The 16987-nt window shown below is 71.5% G+C and carries 16 protein-coding genes and 1 tRNA gene; 3 read left to right on the forward strand and 14 right to left on the reverse strand.

Features of this window, described 5'->3' with window-relative positions; translation table 11 throughout:
• Window positions 1-53: 53 nt before the first annotated feature.
• The 4 genes from RM479_RS26675 to nadD all read right to left on the reverse strand — a co-directional run bounded on the left by RM479_RS26675 (window position 54) and on the right by nadD (window position 1917).
• Window positions 54-126 (reverse strand) — tRNA-Ala (locus RM479_RS26675).
• Between the two features lie 78 nt (window positions 127-204).
• Window positions 205-828: a histidine phosphatase family protein gene (locus RM479_RS26680; protein WP_274810361.1), complete on the reverse strand. Its 624-nt coding sequence runs from the start codon at window positions 826-828 to the stop codon at window positions 205-207.
• A 43-nt stretch (window positions 829-871) separates the two neighbouring features.
• Window positions 872-1270, reverse strand: coding sequence for a ribosome silencing factor (rsfS, locus tag RM479_RS26685; protein WP_274810362.1), 399 nt, complete (start codon window positions 1268-1270; stop codon window positions 872-874).
• Between the two features lie 17 nt (window positions 1271-1287).
• Window positions 1288-1917, reverse strand: a complete 630-nt coding sequence (gene nadD, locus RM479_RS26690) for a nicotinate-nucleotide adenylyltransferase (RefSeq protein ID WP_311514453.1) — start codon at window positions 1915-1917, stop codon at window positions 1288-1290.
• A gap of 354 nt (window positions 1918-2271) precedes the next feature.
• On the opposite strand from nadD, the gene RM479_RS26695 reads away from it, so the two are divergent.
• Window positions 2272-3318, forward strand: a complete 1047-nt coding sequence (locus RM479_RS26695; protein WP_311514454.1) for a M48 family metallopeptidase — start codon at window positions 2272-2274, stop codon at window positions 3316-3318.
• A 60-nt stretch (window positions 3319-3378) separates the two neighbouring features.
• On the opposite strand, the gene RM479_RS26700 is transcribed toward RM479_RS26695, so the two are convergent.
• The 4 genes from RM479_RS26700 to RM479_RS26715 all read right to left on the reverse strand — a co-directional run bounded on the left by RM479_RS26700 (window position 3379) and on the right by RM479_RS26715 (window position 7464).
• Window positions 3379-4116 (reverse strand): alpha/beta hydrolase family protein, encoded by a 738-nt coding sequence (locus RM479_RS26700; protein ID WP_311514455.1) that lies wholly within the window; start codon window positions 4114-4116, stop codon window positions 3379-3381.
• 214 nt (window positions 4117-4330) lie between these two features.
• Window positions 4331-5302 (reverse strand): hypothetical protein, encoded by a 972-nt coding sequence (locus RM479_RS26705; protein ID WP_311514456.1) that lies wholly within the window; start codon window positions 5300-5302, stop codon window positions 4331-4333.
• 278 nt (window positions 5303-5580) lie between these two features.
• Complete coding sequence (locus RM479_RS26710) at window positions 5581-6855, reverse strand: glutamate-5-semialdehyde dehydrogenase (RefSeq protein ID WP_311514457.1); 1275 nt, start codon at window positions 6853-6855, stop codon at window positions 5581-5583.
• Between the two features lie 162 nt (window positions 6856-7017).
• Entirely contained in the window at window positions 7018-7464 is a 447-nt protein-coding gene (locus RM479_RS26715) for a type II toxin-antitoxin system PemK/MazF family toxin (RefSeq protein WP_274810368.1), read from the reverse strand.
• Between the two features lie 192 nt (window positions 7465-7656).
• On the opposite strand from RM479_RS26715, the gene RM479_RS26720 reads away from it, so the two are divergent.
• Together RM479_RS26720 and RM479_RS26725 are read left to right on the forward strand one after the other, a co-directional pair.
• A complete protein-coding gene (locus tag RM479_RS26720; protein ID WP_311514458.1) occupies window positions 7657-8472 on the forward strand; it encodes an SDR family NAD(P)-dependent oxidoreductase in 816 nt (271 codons plus the stop codon).
• Window positions 8469-9218: an SDR family oxidoreductase gene (locus tag RM479_RS26725; RefSeq protein ID WP_311514459.1), complete on the forward strand. Its 750-nt coding sequence runs from the start codon at window positions 8469-8471 to the stop codon at window positions 9216-9218. Before RM479_RS26720 ends, RM479_RS26725 begins: the two co-directional genes overlap by 4 nt.
• 39 nt (window positions 9219-9257) lie before the next feature.
• On the opposite strand, the gene RM479_RS26730 is transcribed toward RM479_RS26725, so the two are convergent.
• From RM479_RS26730 to RM479_RS26755, 6 genes are all read right to left on the reverse strand, one after another.
• Entirely contained in the window at window positions 9258-10145 is an 888-nt protein-coding gene (locus tag RM479_RS26730) for an alpha/beta hydrolase (protein ID WP_311514460.1), read from the reverse strand.
• Between the two features lie 77 nt (window positions 10146-10222).
• Window positions 10223-11383, reverse strand: coding sequence for a glutamate 5-kinase (gene proB, locus RM479_RS26735; RefSeq protein ID WP_311514461.1), 1161 nt, complete (start codon window positions 11381-11383; stop codon window positions 10223-10225).
• 91 nt (window positions 11384-11474) lie between these two features.
• On the reverse strand, window positions 11475-12839 hold the full coding sequence (obgE, locus tag RM479_RS26740; protein ID WP_311514462.1) for a GTPase ObgE: 1365 nt from the start codon (window positions 12837-12839) through the stop codon (window positions 11475-11477).
• 138 nt (window positions 12840-12977) lie between these two features.
• A complete protein-coding gene (rpmA, locus tag RM479_RS26745) occupies window positions 12978-13238 on the reverse strand; it encodes a 50S ribosomal protein L27 (RefSeq protein ID WP_274810376.1) in 261 nt (86 codons plus the stop codon).
• A 13-nt stretch (window positions 13239-13251) separates the two neighbouring features.
• Window positions 13252-13563 (reverse strand): 50S ribosomal protein L21, encoded by a 312-nt coding sequence (rplU, locus tag RM479_RS26750; protein ID WP_311514476.1) that lies wholly within the window; start codon window positions 13561-13563, stop codon window positions 13252-13254.
• A gap of 352 nt (window positions 13564-13915) precedes the next feature.
• Window positions 13916-16939, reverse strand: coding sequence for an Rne/Rng family ribonuclease (locus tag RM479_RS26755; RefSeq protein ID WP_311514463.1), 3024 nt, complete (start codon window positions 16937-16939; stop codon window positions 13916-13918).
• Between the last annotated feature and the right edge of the window lie 48 nt (window positions 16940-16987).

Consider the following 16987-nt stretch of genomic DNA (forward strand, 5'->3'; position numbering starts at 1 on the left):
GACGACCCTGCGAGGCGGCCGAAGGCCCCCGAGCAGGGTCGTCCCGAGTCGAGTGGAGCTATGGGGATTCGAACCCCAGACCTCCTCCATGCCATGGAGGCGCGCTACCAACTGCGCCATAGCCCCTTGTGGGAGTCGGTCGCGCACTGTGTGCGCTGCCGACTCCCACACCATAGCGGAATCCCGCCCGGACGTCGAAACGGATTACGCGTCGTCGCTGAGTACGACCGGTTCGGGCAGGCTCGCGGCGTTGTGCTCCATGAGCCGCCACCGGTCCCTCCGCTGCTGGAGCACCGACCAGCAGCAGTTGCTGAGCGGGCCGAGGATCTCGCGTTGTTCGTCGGGGATCCCGAGCAACCGGGAGATGCCGACCCGCAGCGCGGCGCCGTGGCTGACGACGACGAGCAGACCACCCTCGGGGGTGCGGGACAGCGCCCGGTGGATCGCCGCGTACATGCGGTCCCCCACGTCCCCGATGGGCTCCCCGTCGGGGATGTCCATGCGCGGGTGCCGCTCGGGCCACCGTTCGGCGAGTTCCTTGCCGGTGAACCCCTCCCAGGATCCGCCGAAGCGCTCGCGCAGCCCCTTGTCGAATTCGATCGGCATCCCCGTGACCCGACCGAGGTAGCCCGCCGTGTCCGCGGCCCGTTTGAGGTCGGAGGCCACGATGAGGTCGGGACCCATCGTGGCGAGCAATCGCCCGGCCCGTTCGGCCTGGGCGTGTCCGACCTTGTCGAGTTCGATGTCGGTCTGGCCTTGGAACCGGTTCTCCACGTTCCACGCGGTTCGGCCGTGCCGCCAGAACAGCACACGACGGGTGTCGCTCACCTGGTGCGTCTCTCCACTCGGGGGTATCGGGACAACCCGCTTCCTACAGTTCGTCCAGCGGGGTGCGCTCGGCGCCGCGCGCGCTCTCGGGGAGCTGTATGGTCGGGCAGTCCTTCCACAGCCTCTCCAGGCCGTAGTACCCGCGCTCCTCCTCGTGCTGGATGTGCACGACGATGTCGGCGTAGTCCAGCAGCACCCAGCGACCGTCGCGCTCGCCTTCGCGGCGCAGGGGCTTGGCCCCCGCCTTGAGGCGCAGCTGGTCCTCGACCTCCTCCACGATGGCGCGGACCTGGCGGTCGTTGGGCGCCGAGCAGAGCACGAAGGCCTCGGTGATGGCCAGCTGTTCGCTGACGTCGTAGGCGATGATCTCCTGGGCGAGTTTGTCGGAGGCGGCCTCTGCGGCGACCTTGACCATTTCCAGCGCCCTGTCGGTGACTGTCACGTTGTGCTTGCTGCCTTTCAGCTGTCTCGGTAGAGCCCGGTCTTGTTGATGTAGCGGACGATGCCGTCCGGGACCAGGTACCAGATGGGTTCGCCCTTGCGCACGCGCTCGCGGCACTCGGTAGAGGAGATGGCCAGCGCGGGGACCTCCACCAGGGAGACCTTGCCCTCGGGTAGTCCGGAGTCACTGAGCCGGTGACCGGGACGGTTACAGCCTACGAAATGCGCGAGCTCGAAAAGTTCGTCGGCGTTCTGCCAGCCGAGGATCGCGCCGAGGGCGTCGGCCCCGGTGATGAAGAACAGTTCGACGTCGGGCCCGTAGGAGGCGCGCAACTGCCTCAGGGTGTCGATGGTATAGGTGGGCCCGTGCCGGTCGATCTCGATGCGGTCCACGCGGAACTGGGGGTTCTCGGCGGTGGCGATGACCGTCATGAGGTAGCGGTCCTCGGACGGGGTGACCTTCGCGGGGTCCTTCTGCCAGGGCATCCCGGTGGGGACGAACACCACTTCGTCGAGGTCGAAGAGGTGGGCGACCTCACTGGCCGCGACGAGGTGGCCGTGGTGGATGGGGTCGAAGGTGCCGCCCATGATGCCGACGCGGGTCGGCGGGGTGCGGACGCCGCTCCCCTTGTTGTCCTCGTGCGCCACTCGCGTGCTCCGTTCCTCGGTGTCGCGCGCCGGAATCGGCCAACCGAGATTAGCCGACGCCACACGCGAACGCCGCACGCTTTGCCCTGTTCATCCATTTTCACGGTTTCGTCCCGTAGTACAGGGACAACGACGCTTCCGAACGCTTCCTTCCCATCGATCCTCCCGACGCGCCCTCCGATGTCCCCGGTCCGTCCCCGGCCTTTCCCCGAAGCGTCCCTGATCTTCCCCGGGGCCCCTTCCCCGAGGTTCCCCGGAGCGCTTCCCGCCGACCTCGACGGTTACGAGGCTCGCGTCATATCTCGATGGCCCGAAACCGTGGCCAAGCGTCATGCCGCCGCATAGCATGCCGGTATGTCCAACTCACCAGATCGCGTCCGCGTCCGGCTCTCCGACATCTCGCCCCGTGCCTACGAGCATCCCGCCGACCGTGGCGCGCTGGTCGCGTTGCGGTCGCTGCGCGGGTTCGACGAGGTCTTCAAGCGCCTCTCCGGGCTGTTCAACGAGCGCTCCCTGCGGCTGATGTTCCTGTCGAGCGCGGTCCGTGTCGGCCCCACCCAGTTCCCGCACGTGTACGACTACGTGCGCGACGCCGCCTACGTCCTGGACCTGGACGAGGTACCGGAGCTGTACATCCAGATGAACCCCAAGCCCAACGCGATGGCGATCGGCAGCCACAAGCCGTTCATCGTGATGACGACGGGGCTGTTCGACCTGTTGGAGGCCGACGAGCAGCGCTTCGTCGTCGGGCACGAGGTCGGCCACATCCTCAGCGGTCACGCCGTCTACCGCACCATGCTGTTGGCGCTGATCCGCTTGGCGACCCGGGTGGCGTGGGTACCGCTGGGCTACATCGGTCTCCAGGCGATCGTGGCCGCCCTGGAGGAGTGGTACCGCAAGTCGGAGCTGTCCTGCGACCGGGCGGGGATCCTGGCGGCGCAGGACCCCGAGGCGGGCAAGCGCGCGCTGATGAAGCTGGCCGGCGGTTCGCGTCTGGCGGAGATGAACCCCGACGCCTTCCTGGAGCAGGCCCGCGAGTACGAGAGCGGCGGTGACGCCCGGGACGGCCTGCTCAAGCTGCTCAGCCTGGTCGGCCAGACCCACCCGTTCGCGGTGGTGCGCCTGGCCGAGCTGGACCGCTGGGTGGAGGAGGGCTCCTACCGGCGCATCCTCGACGGCGACTACCCGCGCCGTTCCACCGACAAGGAGGCCCGGGTCGGCGAGGAGGCGCGCAACGCCGCCAAGTCGTACAAGGAGTCGTGGGAGCGCACCGGCGACCCGCTGCTCGGCACGCTGCGCGATGTCGCGGGCAGCGCGGCCAGCGCCGGCGGGAAGATCTTCGACACGGTGGCCGACCGCTGGCGCGGCGGAGCGCGCGGCGAGCAGAACTCCGGCACCTGACCCCCACCGCGGGGTCGTCGGGAGGGGCGGGGCCTTCGGGCCCCGCCCCTCCCGACGTGTTCAGCGCGCCAGGTGGGCGCGCACCCCGGCCCAGGCCGGGTGCCCGGGGTCGATGACGGCGAAGTGGTCGGCCCCGGCCGGCTCGGAGAACTCCACCCGGTCGCCGGCGGCGCGGGCCGCGCTCACGTAGGCGCGCGTGTGCTCGACGGGGACGCGCTGGTCGGCGTCGCCGTGCACCACCAGTTGGGGACGCCCGATCGGGACCCGGTGCAACGGCGAGGCGACGGAGTGGAGCCCCGGTTCGGGGTCGGCGCCCAGGAAGGGCTCGACGGCCCCCTCGCCGAGTCCGGCCAGGGCGCACCGTTCCAGGTCGGTGATGGGTGCCAGGGCGACGACCTCGGTGACCGGCGTGTCCGGGGACAGGGCGTTGAGCAGGGCGAGGTGTCCGCCGGCGGAGTGTCCGACGCTCACCACCCGGGAGGCGTCGTAGCGGTCGGGGGCGGCGGTCAGGACCCGGCCGAGGCGGGCCAGGGCGGCGTCGACGTCCTCCAGGGTCCGCGGCCAGCCGCCGCCGTCGGTGCCGGTGCGCCGGTACTCGACGTTCCACACCGCCCATCCGGCTTCGGCGAGGTCGCGGGCGAGGGGGTCCATGAGCGAGGCGTCGTGCAGGTCGCGCCACCATCCCCCGTGCAGCAGCACGGCCACGGGTGCGGGCGGGCCCCCGCCCTCCGGTTCCCACCGGTGGACGATCGTGCTCGGGTGGTCGCCGTAGGACTCGGTGGTCGGTGTGGTCGGCATGGGCCCTCTCCTCGTACGACGCCTCTTCACGTCGCCCACACGGTAGCGGTTCCTCCTCCGCCGACCGCTCCGCCGTCGGATTCCTCCCCGGCACGGAGGTGACCGGACCGGCCCGACACGACGGTCCGCCGACCCCCGTCACGAAGCTCGGCGCCGCCGGCACTGGATGCCGGCGGCGCCGATGCGCGAGGAGGGGTGAACCGCTGTCGTCGTCCTAGAAGGCGGGACCGGCGGCCATGGCCTCGTCGACGGTCTCGGCGCGAGCCTCTTCGACCTCTTCGACCAGGTCCTCCTGGTGGGCCTCGAACTCCTCGACCACGGCGGCGCTGAAGGAGCGCAGCGCCACCTCCTGGGTGAGGATGTCGCCGCGGACGCGGTTGGCGTCGCCGATCTGGGCCGTCGGGCTGTTGCCCGACGCGGCCAGGTCGCCGCCGATGATGTTGTTGTCGATGTAGACGCCACCGGTGATGCCGGTGACGGTCAGCTTGCCGTCGATGTAGTTGATCGACGAGCAGAAGCCCTCCTGCTCGCCCGCGCCGATGGCGACCGGGCCGGCGCCGTCGGTGTAGGAGGCGGCGCCGAGGACCTCGCTGTCGCAGAGGATGCCACCGCTGGTGGAGCCGCTGACGGTGAGGGCGCCGCGCACGACCGAGTCGTAGACGTCGAGGTACTCGACGCCGGTGCCCTTCACGGCACCGCCGATCCGGGAGCCCTCGACGTAGACGGCGCCGGTCTCGGCGTTGATGTTCTTGACGGAGGAGTCGACGACGAACGCGAACCCGTCGTTGGAGGCGCCGTCCACCGGGACGGTGCGCAGCGCCGCGCCGGCGGTGCTCTCCTCCAGGTAGGTGCCGTAGGAGCCGCGGTTGACGACCTGACCGTCGACGGAGGTGTCGGAGGCGTCGAAGTAACCGTCCTGCTGGACGATGACCTTGCCCTGGATCTCACCGCCCAGGATGTGGAGGTTGGCACCCTTGCGGACGGTGACGTCACCCTGGATGACGGTGCCGTCGAGGAAGCAGCTCTTGCCGGCGGGAACGGCGAGGTCCGTGGGCAGCGTGATGGCGCCGCCGTGGCCCGAGCAGAGGGTGACCAGGTCAGCCTGGGCGGGAACGGCCATGAGCGTTGCACCACCGACGGCCAGGGCCGCCGTGGCGGCGGCCGCGACCGTACTCCGGATCTTCATGCGGGGGGATTCCTTTCATCGTGACCGTGGGGGTGACGTTCCGGTTCTCCGAGCGGGGAAGAGCTTCGGGAAGACACCCCAGTGAAAGTACCGACCTCTCGCCGCTTTGGGAATACTTGCTACAAGAAGATTCCCTTCTGTCCAGGTTTCCGCCTGGAAAACGGACGAGGTGCCAATGGCGGTCCGGCACCCTCGGTGACGTGCCCCGCCTCAGCGCCCCGGGTGCGCCGAGGGCCGCCCCGGAACGGATGTCCGCGGCGGCCCCGAGCGAGGGCGATTCACCTCACATGGCCGTCACCGGTGACGATGTACTTGGTCGAGGTCATCTCGGTCAACCCCATGGGACCGCGGGCGTGCAGTTTCTGGGTGGAGATGCCGATCTCCGCCCCGAACCCGAATTCGCCACCGTCGGTGAAACGGGTGGAGGCGTTGATCATCACGGCCGCGGCGTCGACCCGGGAGACGAAATACCGGGAGGCCTTCAGCGAGTCGGTGATGATCGCCTCGGTGTGCTTGGTGGAGTACCGGCGGATGTGCGCCAGGGCCTCGTCGATGGTCGGTACGACCCGCACCGCCAGGTCCATCGACAGGTACTCGGTGGCCCAGTCCTCCTCGCCGGCCTCGACCACCGTGGCGGGCGAGTCGTGGGCGGCGGCGATCGCTCGCACCCGGTCGTCACCGTGCACGGTCACGTCCGCCTCGGCGAGCGCGGTCAGGACCCGGGGCAGGAACTCCTCGGCGACCGCCTCGTGCACCAACAGGGTCTCGGCGGCGTTGCACACGGAGCAGCGCTGGGCCTTGGCGTTGACGGTGATGTCCACGGCCTTGTCGAGGTCGGCCTCGGCGTCCACGTACACGTGGCACAGGCCCTCGCCGGTCTCGATGACCGGGACGGTGGAGTCGCGCACCACGGCCTGGATGAGGGAGCCGCCGCCGCGCGGGATGAGGACGTCGACGAGTCCTCGGGCCCGCATGAGGGCCAGGGAGGACTCGCGGGTGCGGCCGGGCACGAGCTGCACGGCGTCCACGGGGACCTCGGTGCCGGCCAGGGCGTCGCGGATGACGCCGACGATGGCGGTGTTGGAGTCGTAGGCCGAGGAGGAGCCGCGCAGCAGGGCGGCGTTGCCGCTCTTGAGGCACAGCGCGGCGGCGTCGACGGTGACGTTGGGCCGGCCCTCGTAGATGATGCCGACCACGCCGAGCGGGACACGGATCTGGCGCAGGTCCAGGCCGTTGGGGAGCACACCGCCGCGCAGGGACTCGCCCACCGGGTCGGGGAGGTCGACGATCTCGCGCACGGCGTCGGCGATGGCCTCGATGCGCCGCGGGGTCAGCGTGAGTCGGTCGATCATGGCCTCGGAGGTGCCGTCCAGCCGGGCCCGCGCCACGTCCTCGGCGTTGGCGGCCGTGATCTCGTCGGCCCTCTTGACCAGGGCGTCGGCGATCGCCGTCAGCGCGGCGTCCTTGGCCGCCCGGCTGAGCGGGGCGAGGTCGGCCGCCGCGTCCCCTGCACGTTCGGCTGCCGCGTGTACCTCGCGCTCGATGTCACTCATGGCGTTCTCTCTCGCAAGTCGGGAGGGCCACCCCCGAGTGCCGGTGCCCGCCGCGTCGAAGGACCTGGCCGGGGTGGTCCGTCCAGACTATCGGGCCGGGTCGCCCCGCGCCGAGAGCGCGGACGGGCACGGGGCCCGCGTCGGCGCGGGCCCCGGCGCGGGTCAGCTCCAGCCGTAGCGGGCACGCAGGACGTCGGCGACCAGCCAGAACGTCCGCTCGTCCAGAACCGCGGCCTCACGGCGGATGTCGTCCTCGTCGAACTCGAAGAGACGGTCCATGCGCAGGTGGGAGTCGCGGCCCTCACGGTCCCAGGGGCCCGGTCCGATGGGCAGCCAGTCCTCACGCTCCCACTGCTCGGGGCGCTGGGTGGACAGCATCAATCCGTGCAGTCGTCGGCCCTTGCGGCCGACCACGAGCAGCGGCCGGTCCTTGCCCTGGGAGGGGTCCTCCTCGAAGGGGACCCAGGTCCACACGATCTCCCCGGCGTCGGCCAGGCCGTCCCGCTCGGGGGCGTAGGCGAGCCTGGTGGCGTTCTCGGAGGTGGGGACCTCCCGCACCTCGCCTCGGTGGGGGTGGTCGTCGCCGCGCTGAATCGTGGGTTCGCTCATGCGGGAATGATAGGGGTCCGAGGACGGTACCCGGGATGGTGCGCGGTACCGGCCGAGGAGATACCGAACACCGTTCACTAGGATCGTCGGTGCGACGCGCCGCCGCAGGGCGGAGGCGTCCGCCGACGGACCCGACCTGGCGCACCGGGTTCCCGTCGGTCGTCAGCGAACCGATGGAACACGGAGCCGGACATGACCACCTCCTTCACCCGCCGCACCGTCCTGGTGACCGGTGGCGCCTCCGGGCTGGGCGCCGCGCTCGTCGCGGCGTTCTCCGCGCGCGGCGACCGCGTCCTCGCCACCGACCTGGCCGACGAGGCCCCCGCGGGCCTGCCCGCCGAGGCGGAGTACCTGCGCCTGGACGTCACCTCCGACGACGACTGGGCGAACGCCCTGGCCTGGGTCGAAGAGCACTGGGAGGGCCTGGACCTGCTGATCAACAACGCCGGTGTGGCCGCGGGCGGTCGCATCGACGTGCTCGACATGGACGACTGGCGGTGGATCACCGAGATCAACCTGTTCGGTGTGGTGCGCGGCTGTCGGACCTTCACCCCCCTGTTCAAGCGCCAGGGATCGGGGCACATCGTCAATACCGCCTCGGCCGCCGGTCTCATCCACCCGCCCGCGATGGGCTCCTACAACGCGACCAAGGCGGCCGTGGTGGCGCTCAGCGAGACCCTGCACCACGAACTCCGCCCCTACGGGGTGCGGGTGTCGGTGGTGTGCCCGTCGTTCTTCCGCACCAACCTGGCGTCGTCCCTGCGCGGCAGCGACTCCGAGGTGGAGAAGAGCGCCGTCAGGCTCATCAACGGGTCGCGCCTGGGCGCCGAGGACATCGCCGCCCGGGTCGTGAGGGCCGTCGACCGGGGCACCCACCTGATCATCCCCGACGCGCAGGCCAGAGCGGCGTTCTGGGGCAAGCGTCTGGCGCGCCCCCTGTACGACCGGGCGATGCGGGCCGTGGCCGGGCGGATGCTGCGGCACGTCGGCGCCAAGGAGGACGCGTGAGCGAGGGCACCGTCGTCATCACCGGCGCCAGTTCCGGTCTGGGCGCGGAGATGGCCCGACAGTTCGCGGCGCTCGGCTACGACCTGGGGCTGTGCGCCCGGCGCGTGGACCGGTTGGAGGGGCTGCGCGAGGAGATCGCCGCCGCCCACCCCGGACGGCGCGTGGTACTGCGGGCGCTGGACGTGACCGACGACGAGGCCGTCTTCCGGGTGTTCGGCGAACTGGCCGCCGCGCTGGACGGTGTCGACCGGGTCGTGGTCAACGCCGGGCTGGGCAAGGGCGCGGCGCTGGGCACCGGCCGTTTCGACGCCAACCGGCAGACCGCCATGACCAACTTCGTGGGGGCGCTGGCCCAGACGGAGGCGGCGCTGGAGATCTTCCGAGCGCAGGGCCGCGGCCACCTGGTGATCATCTCGTCGATGTCGGCGCTGCGCGGGATGCGCAAGGCCATGACGGTCTACGCAGCCACCAAGGCGGGTGTGTCCGCCCTCGCCGAAGGGGTGCGCTCCGAGCGTGTCCCGGGCGTGGACGTGTCGGTGATCCACCCGGGTTACATCCGCTCGGAGATGAACGAGCACGTGGCGCACCGGACCCGGTTCATGGTCGACACCGAGGTGGGCGTGCGCGCCATGGTCGCGGCCATCGAGAAGCGCAGGGTGAGGGCCTACGTGCCGGCGTGGCCGTGGGCGCCGATCGGCTTCCTGATGAGGCGTCTGCCGCTCTCGGTGGTCCGCAGGCTGACGTGATCCGGCCCCACGGCGCCCGGTGGCGGGCGCCGTGGGCGTTCACAGGTCCCGGACGGTCCGCAGGATCTCCGCCCGCGCCTCGCCGCCCTCGGGGACCGGGACCAGCGGGTAGATGTGGAAGGCCCCCTCCTCCTCGCTGAGGCGGACCGTGCCACCGACCTCGGTCACCAGGTCCCGCAGACGGCGGGTGTCCGGCAGCAGCACGTCGCGCGTGCCGATGTACAGGTCCAGGGGCGGCAGGGTCGCCAGCTCCCCGTAGACCGGGCTCAGCCGGGGAAGGGCCAGGTCGTCCCCGCCCGACCAGGACTTCGCCGCCTCCACCATCCCCACGGGGCTCAGCCAGGGGTCGTGCTCGTCCACCTCGGCGATGTCGGGGTTGGACATCGTCAGGTCGGCCCACGGGGAGATGAGGATCAACCGCGCCGGTTCCGGCAGTCCCGACCCCGGCAGGGTCTGGGCCAACGCGAGGGCCAGTCCGCCGCCGGCGGAGTCGCCCGCGAACACGGTCCGCCCGGCCGCCACGTCGTCCGACAGCTCCCGGTAGACCTCCGTCAGGAACGGGAAGGCCTCCCGGTAGGTGTGCTCGGGGGCCAGACCGTAGAGGGGCACCTCCACCCGGCAGCCCGTGTCGGCCATCCGGGAGATCAGCACCCAGTGCCACGCCGAGATCTCGCTGACGTAAGTCCCCCCGTGGACGTACAGCACGGCCTTCTCCGGTTCCGGCACCTCTCCGGGGAGCACGGTGTAGACCGGGAAGCCGCCGACCTCCCGGAGGGTGATCCAGTGCCTCTGGGTGACCCAGAGGGGAGGCGCGGGGTCCTCCTTCGGCCGGTGCAGCCACTCTCGGGCGCCTTCGACCGACTCCATCGGGCGTTTGCGCACCACGCGCAACGCCAACGCCAGCACACGCGCCACCAGGCTCGGCATGGTGTCACCCTCCTCGGGAAGTCCTGTCAGGACCCTTTCACGATCCCGCGATGACGGCCCGAGGCGGGTGGGGCGTGTCAGAGGACGACGAGGTCGTCCCGGTGGACGAGTTCGCGCTCGTAGGCGGGACCCATCTCCCGGGCCAGCCAGCGGGTGGAACGGCCCATGAGGTCGGGGACCTCGACGGAGTCGTAGTTGACCAGCCCCCGGGCCACCACCGTGCCCTGTTCGTCGCGCAGGTCCACCGGGTCCCCGGCGCTGAACTCGCCGAGCACGTCCACCACCCCGGCGGGCAGCAGGGACGCCTTCTCCTGGATCACGGCGGCCACCGCGCCCGGGTCCAGGACCAGGCTGCCGCGTCCGGCGGTGGCGTGCGCCAGCCACAACTGGCGGGCCGAGGGGCGCCGCCCCGAGGCCGCCGCGAAGAGCGTGCCCACGCCCTCCCCCGCCAGGGCGGCGCGGGCGTTGGCGGCCGAGGTGAGCAGCGTGTTGACGCCCGCCTCGGTGGCGATGCGCGCCGAGGCCACCTTGGTGACCATGCCGCCGGTGCCGACACCGCGTTTGCCCGCCGAGCCGATGTCGATGCCCTCCAGGTCGTCGGGCCCGTTCACCAGCCCCACGACCCGGGAGGCGGGGTCGGACGGGTTCCCGTCGTAGAGGGCGTCCACGTCCGACAGCAGCACCAGGGCGTCGGCCTTCATCAGGTGGGCGACCAGGGCCGCGAGCCGGTCGTTGTCGCCGAAGCGCAACTCGTGGGTGGCCACCGTGTCGTTCTCGTTGACGACCGGCAGGGCGCCGATGTCCAGCAGGCGGCGCAGCGTCCGTTGGGCGTTGCGGTGCTGCACCCGGCGCATCAGGTCCTCGACGGTGAGCAGGACCTGGGCGGTGTTGATGCCGTATCCCGCCAGTTCGGCGGTGTAGGCGGCCAGCAGCAGCCCCTGGCCGACGCTGGCGGCGGCCTGCTGCGAGGCCAGATCGCGGGGGCGGGCGCGCATCCCCAGCGGGGTCATGCCGGCGGCGACCGCGCCGGAGGAGACCAGGATGACCTCCTGGCCGAGGGCTCGGCGGGACGCCAGCACCTCGACCAGGTCGCGGATGCGGCCGGAGTCGATCCGGCCGTCGGAGGTCGTCAGGGACGACGACCCCACCTTGACCACGACCCGGCGGGCGGCGGCGACGGCCGCTCGCCCGCGGGCCTCGCGGGACGCGGTCTCTTCGAGTTGTTCTGCGCTGTGCACCGTAAGGGGGCTTTCCATCCGAGGGCGCGGACCGGGCGGCGGATCCGCGCCCGTCTTGCTTGTTCGGCCGGGCGATGCGTCCCCGCGCGGTTCAGCCCAGCCGGGCGTCGGTCCCGCGCGGGCCGGACGGGACGGCCTCGGCGTCCATCGACGGGTCCCAGTCGAACACCACGGAGTCCTCCTCGGTACCGATGTGGACCTCGGCGCCCTCGGTGGCGCCGGCCTTGGCCAGCTGCTCCTCGATGCCCAGGCGGTTGAGGCGTTCGGCGAGGTAGCCGACGGCCTCGTCGTTGGAGAAGTCGGTCTGACGCACCCAGCGGGCGGGCTTCTCCCCGCGGATCTGGAAGGCGTTGTTCCCCAGCGGGACGACCTCGAAGGGCACGTCGCCGATCATCTTGGGTCGGATGACGATGCGGGTGGGCTCGGCGGGCGGAGCGGCGTCTCGGGCCGCGGAGACCTGCTCGGCCAGGGCGAAGGAGAGCTCGCGCAGCCCTTCGCGGGAGGCCGCGGAGACCTCCAGCACCCGGTAGCCGCGCTCCACGAGCATGGGGGTGACGAGTTCGGCGAGGTCTCGGGCCTCGGGCACGTCGACCTTGTTGAGGGCGACGAGGCGCGGGCGGTCGGACAGGTCGATGCCGGTGTTCTCCCCGTAGGCGGACAGTTCCGCCTCCAGGGCCTCCAGGTCGCTGATGGGGTCGCGGCCCTGCTCATAGGTGGCGCAGTCCAGGACGTGGAGCAGGGTGGAGCAGCGCTCGATGTGGCGCAGGAACTCCAGGCCCAGGCCCTTGCCCTCGCTGGCGCCGGGGATGAGCCCGGGCACGTCCGCGATGACGTACTGCACCGTGCCCGCCTCGACCACGCCGAGGTTGGGGACGAGCGTGGTGAAGGGGTAGTCGGCGATCTTGGGCCGGGCGGCCGACATCGCGGCGATGAGCGAGGACTTGCCGGCGCTGGGGAAGCCCACCAGGCCGACGTCGGCGATGGTCTTCATCTCCAGGCGCACGTCGAAGCCCTCGCCCTCCTCGCCCTTGAGGGCGAAGCCGGGGGCCTTGCGCTTCTTGGAGGCCAGGGCGGCGTTGCCCAGGCCGCCGCTGCCGCCCTCGGCGATCACCAGGCGGGTGCCGTGGCCGACCAGGTCGGCGATGACCTCACCGTTCATGCGGGTGACCACGGTGCCGTCGGGCACGTACAGGACCAGGTCGGAGCCGTTGGCCCCGCTGCGGTGGCCGCCCATGCCGGGGGTGCCGTTCTGGGCGTTGCGGTGCGGGCGGCGCTGGAAGTCGAGCAGGGTGGCGGCCTGGGAGTCGACCTCCAGGACGACGTCGCCGCCCCGTCCGCCGTTGCCGCCGTCCGGGCCGCCCAGCGGCTTGAACTTCTCACGGTGCACGGAGGCGCAACCGTGCCCGCCGTTCCCGGCCTTGACGTGCAAGACCGCCTCATCGACGAAGTCGGGCATGGTTCTCCTCAGTGTCACTGCGCGGTCGCCCCGCGGGGGCGACCCGATCGAATGCGTGCGTCATCTGGTGACAACACGAGAGGCGGGCCAGTGTTCCCTGGCCCGCCTCCGAAAAAACCACAACGTTCGTGCGCGGCCCTACTCTGCGGCGGCGGGAACGATGTTCACGGCCTTACGGCCGCGGAAGTTGGCGAACTTGACCTGACCGGCGACGAGCGCGAACAGCGTGTCGTCACCGCCACGGCCGACGTTGGCGCCGGGGTGGAACTTGGTGCCGCGCTGACGGATGAGGATCTCACCGGCCTGGACGGCCTGCCCGCCGAAGCGCTTGACACCCAGGCGCTTGGCGTTCGAGTCGCGGCCGTTACGGCTGGACGATGCGCCCTTCTTATGTGCCATCTCTCAGATCCTCCTACTTCGCCGAGATGCCGGTGACGCGGACCTGGGTGTGCTTCTGGCGGTGACCCTGGCGCTTCTTGTAACCGGTCTTGTTCTTGTACTTCAGGATGTTGATCTTGGGGCCCTTGGTCTCGCCGAGAACCTCGGCGGTGACCGTGTAGCCGCTCAGCTTGTCCACGTCGCTGACGACGTTGTCGTCCTCCACGACGAGAATGGGCTGCCACGTGATGGTGGCGCCGGTCTCGGCCGAGACCTTGTCGATGTTCAGGACGTCATCGACGGACACCTTCTCCTGACGGCCGCCCGCTCGCACGATCGCGTACACCGCGTAACTCTCTTCCTGCTCGCTCAACGAATAATGCTCGGGGCCATCCCCGAGACATGTGTTCGGGGTCCGGGTCCGGCCGTGGCCCGAAACGGGTCTCGGCCGGGAGGACTACCCAGGTGGGACTGGGGAGCCCTCGTTCCACGATCCACTGTTGCCTGTAGCGGGGCGCGGGGATCCGAGGGAAACAAACCCTGCGTGAGAGCACTTGGTGTCGGGGCGCGCGATCACTCGGAGCGCGCCGACGCACCGTCCATCAGATTACCATCGACCCGCCACGGGCCTGCACACGTGCCGCGGTCCGGGCCGGGATCACATCCCGACCCGGACCGGGCCCACGTCCCGCCCCGGCTCAGCCGGCGTCCACGGCGGTGGACGATGCCGCCGCCTTGGTCCGCCGGGTGCGGCGACGCTTGGGCCGCTCGGCGGCCTCCTCGTCGCCCTCCGCCGGTGCGGTGGTCTCGGTCACGGCCTCCGGGTCACCGGTCGCCTCGGCCGCCGCGCGAGCGGTCCGACGGGCACCGGTGCGCCGTGTGCGCCGCGGTGCCGGCTCCTCGGCCGGGGCCTCCTCCGTCGTCGGCTCCGTGGCGGCCTCGGCGGCCGGGGCCTCCTCCGTCGTCGGCTCCGTGGCGGCCTCGGCGGCCGGGGCCTCCGAGGCGGACGCCGACCGGTCCGACTCCGCCGGGGCGACCTCCGCGGTCTCCTCGGCGGGCTTGTCGTCGGTGGTCTTGCGCGCCCGCGAGGCCCGCTTGCGGGTCCGCTTGGGCTCGGGCTTCTCGGTCGGTTCCTCGGCCGCCCTCTCGGGCTGCTCGGGGGCCTGGACCTCGGCCTCCGCGACGGGCTCGGGCTCCTCCGCGACGGGTTCCTCCGCCACGGCGACCTCGGACTGCTCGGCCTCGGCCTTGCCCTTGTCGGCCTTGCCCTTCTTCTTGCGGCCACCGCCGCCGTTGGCGTTACCGGATCCGCCCTTGCCCTCCGCGGGGTCGGAGGACAGGACCAGGCCCCGGCCGCTGCAGTGCTCGCAGGTGTGGGAGAAGGCCTCCAGCAGGCCCTGACCGACCCGCTTGCGGGTCATCTGCACCAGGCCCAGCGAGGTGACCTCGGCCACCTGGTGCTTGGTCCGGTCGCGGGACAGGCATTCGAGCATGCGCCGCAGCACCAGGTCGCGGTTGGACTCCAGCACCATGTCGATGAAGTCGATGACGATGATGCCGCCGATGTCGCGCACCCGGAGCTGGCGGACGATCTCCTCGGCCGCCTCCAGGTTGTTCTTGGTGACGGTCTCCTCAAGGTTTCCGCCCTGACCGGTGAACTTGCCGGTGTTGACGTCGACGACGGTCATCGCCTCGGTGCGGTCGATGACGAGCGAACCACCGCTGGGCAGCCAGACCTTGCGGTCCAGCGCCTTGTTGATCTGCTCGTCGATCCGGTAGGCGGCGAAGACGTCGCGGTCCTCGGTCCAGTGCGAGGCGCGCTCGGCGAGGTTGGGCGCCACGTGCTCGACGTAGTCGTGGACGGTGTCCCAGGCCTCGTCACCGGAGACCACCAGGCTGGAGAAGTCCTCGTTGAACACGTCCCGCACGACCCGGATGGTCAGGTCGGGCTCGCTGTTGAGCAGCGCCGGGGCGTTGGCCGACTTGGACTTGCGCTTGATGGACTCCCACTGGTTGGCCAGACGGGAGATGTCGCGCTCCAGCTCCTCCTCGCTGGCCCCCTCGGCGGCGGTGCGCACGATGACGCCGGCGCCGGAGGGCATGACCTTCTTGAGGATCTGCTTGAGGCGGGCGCGCTCCTTGTCGGGGAGCTTGCGGCTGATACCGGTCATCGAACCGCCGGGCACGTACACCAGGTAACGGCCGGGCAGGCTGACCTGACTGGTCAGGCGGGCGCCCTTGTGGCCGATCGGGTCCTTGGTGACCTGCACCAGGACCGACTGGCCGGACTTGAGCACCGACTCGATGCGCTTGGGCTGACCGTCCAGGCCGAAGGAGTCCCAGTTGACCTCGCCCGCGTACAGGACGGCGTTGCGGCCCTTGCCGATGTCGACGAAGGCGGCCTCCATCGACGGCAGCACGTTCTGGACCCGGCCCAGGTACACGTTGCCCACGTAGGAGCGGTGTGTGGCGCGGTCGACGTAGTGCTCGACGAGGATGTCGTCCTCAAGGACGGCGATCTGGGTACGGTCACCGGTACGGCGGATCACCAGGTCGCGCTTGACCGCCTCACGGCGGGCGAGGAACTCCGACTCGGTGACGATCGGGGCGCGGCGGCGACCCTGCTCGCGGCCCTCGCGACGGCGCTGCTTCTTGGCCTCCAGGCGGGTGGACCCGCGCACGGACTGGACCTCGTCCTCGATGGGCTTGTCCGGGCGTGGCTCGCGGACCCTCACCACCGTGTTGGGCGGGTCGTCGGTGACGGCGTCACCGCTCGCGCCACCGGAGCGGCGGCGCCGACGACGGCGTCGGCGGCTACCGGAGCGCTCGCCCTCGTCGGAGGTGTCGGCCTCGTCCTCGTCCTCGGCGGAGGTCTCCTCCGCGACGGGCTCGGGATCCTCGGTGGAGGCGTCGGTGTCGTCGCCCTCCTCACCGGAGCGGGAGCGACCACGGCCACGGCCGCCGCGGCGGCGGCGACGGCGGCTGGGCCGGTCCTCGGAGCTCTCGTCGTCGCCGGTGGCCTCGGCGGTCTCCTCTTCCTCCTCGTCGTCCTCGTCGATCGCCTCGTCCTCGACACGGGAGGGCACGGGCGTCGTCGGGGCGGCGGCGACCACGGGGGGCTGGAAGAGCATGGAGGGCGCCTGGAAGACGGAGCCCCCGGGCACGGCGGACTCCTCGGTCTCCTCGTCGGCGTCCGGGGTCGCGGGCGCCTCGGGCTCGGGGGTGACGGCGGCGCGCGTGCGCGAACGGCGCGTGCGGGTCCGGGTCTCCTTCTCGACCGGCGCGTCGGCGGCGGGCCCGGTGGCCTCGGGGGCCCCCGCCTCGTCGTCGGGCGCGGCGGCGCGGGCGCGGCGGGCGGTGGTGCGCGGCTTCTTCTCGGGCTCGGGCTCGGCCTCCGCCGCCAGGACGGTCCTCTTCACCGGCTCGGCCGGAGGCCGGTCCTCCACCCGCACCGTGCGTCGGCGCACGGGTGTGGCGGAGGTGACCTTGACCGTGCCGCCCTCACCGGAGCCCGCGAGCGTGGTCACGGGTTTGGTGGGGGGCACGAACACGTCGTCGGGTTCGGGGGGCGGTCCTGCGGCGCGGCGCACGCCCTTGGCCGGCGCGGGCGTGGTCACGCGCACCTCGCCTCCCCCCGTGGGGGGCGTGGCCGCCCTCGTTTCGGTTGTTTCAGTTGTACCCACGGTGTCGTCTGCACCGTTGCTGGGCTCGTTGTCGAGCATCCGGGCGGTCTCCCGTCAAAGTCCTCGGGCGCGCCGCGACCTCTCGGT

Origin of the sequence: Nocardiopsis lambiniae, from assembly GCF_031845465.1 — a bacterium.
Lineage (GTDB): Bacteria > Actinomycetota > Actinomycetes > Streptosporangiales > Streptosporangiaceae > Nocardiopsis > Nocardiopsis lambiniae.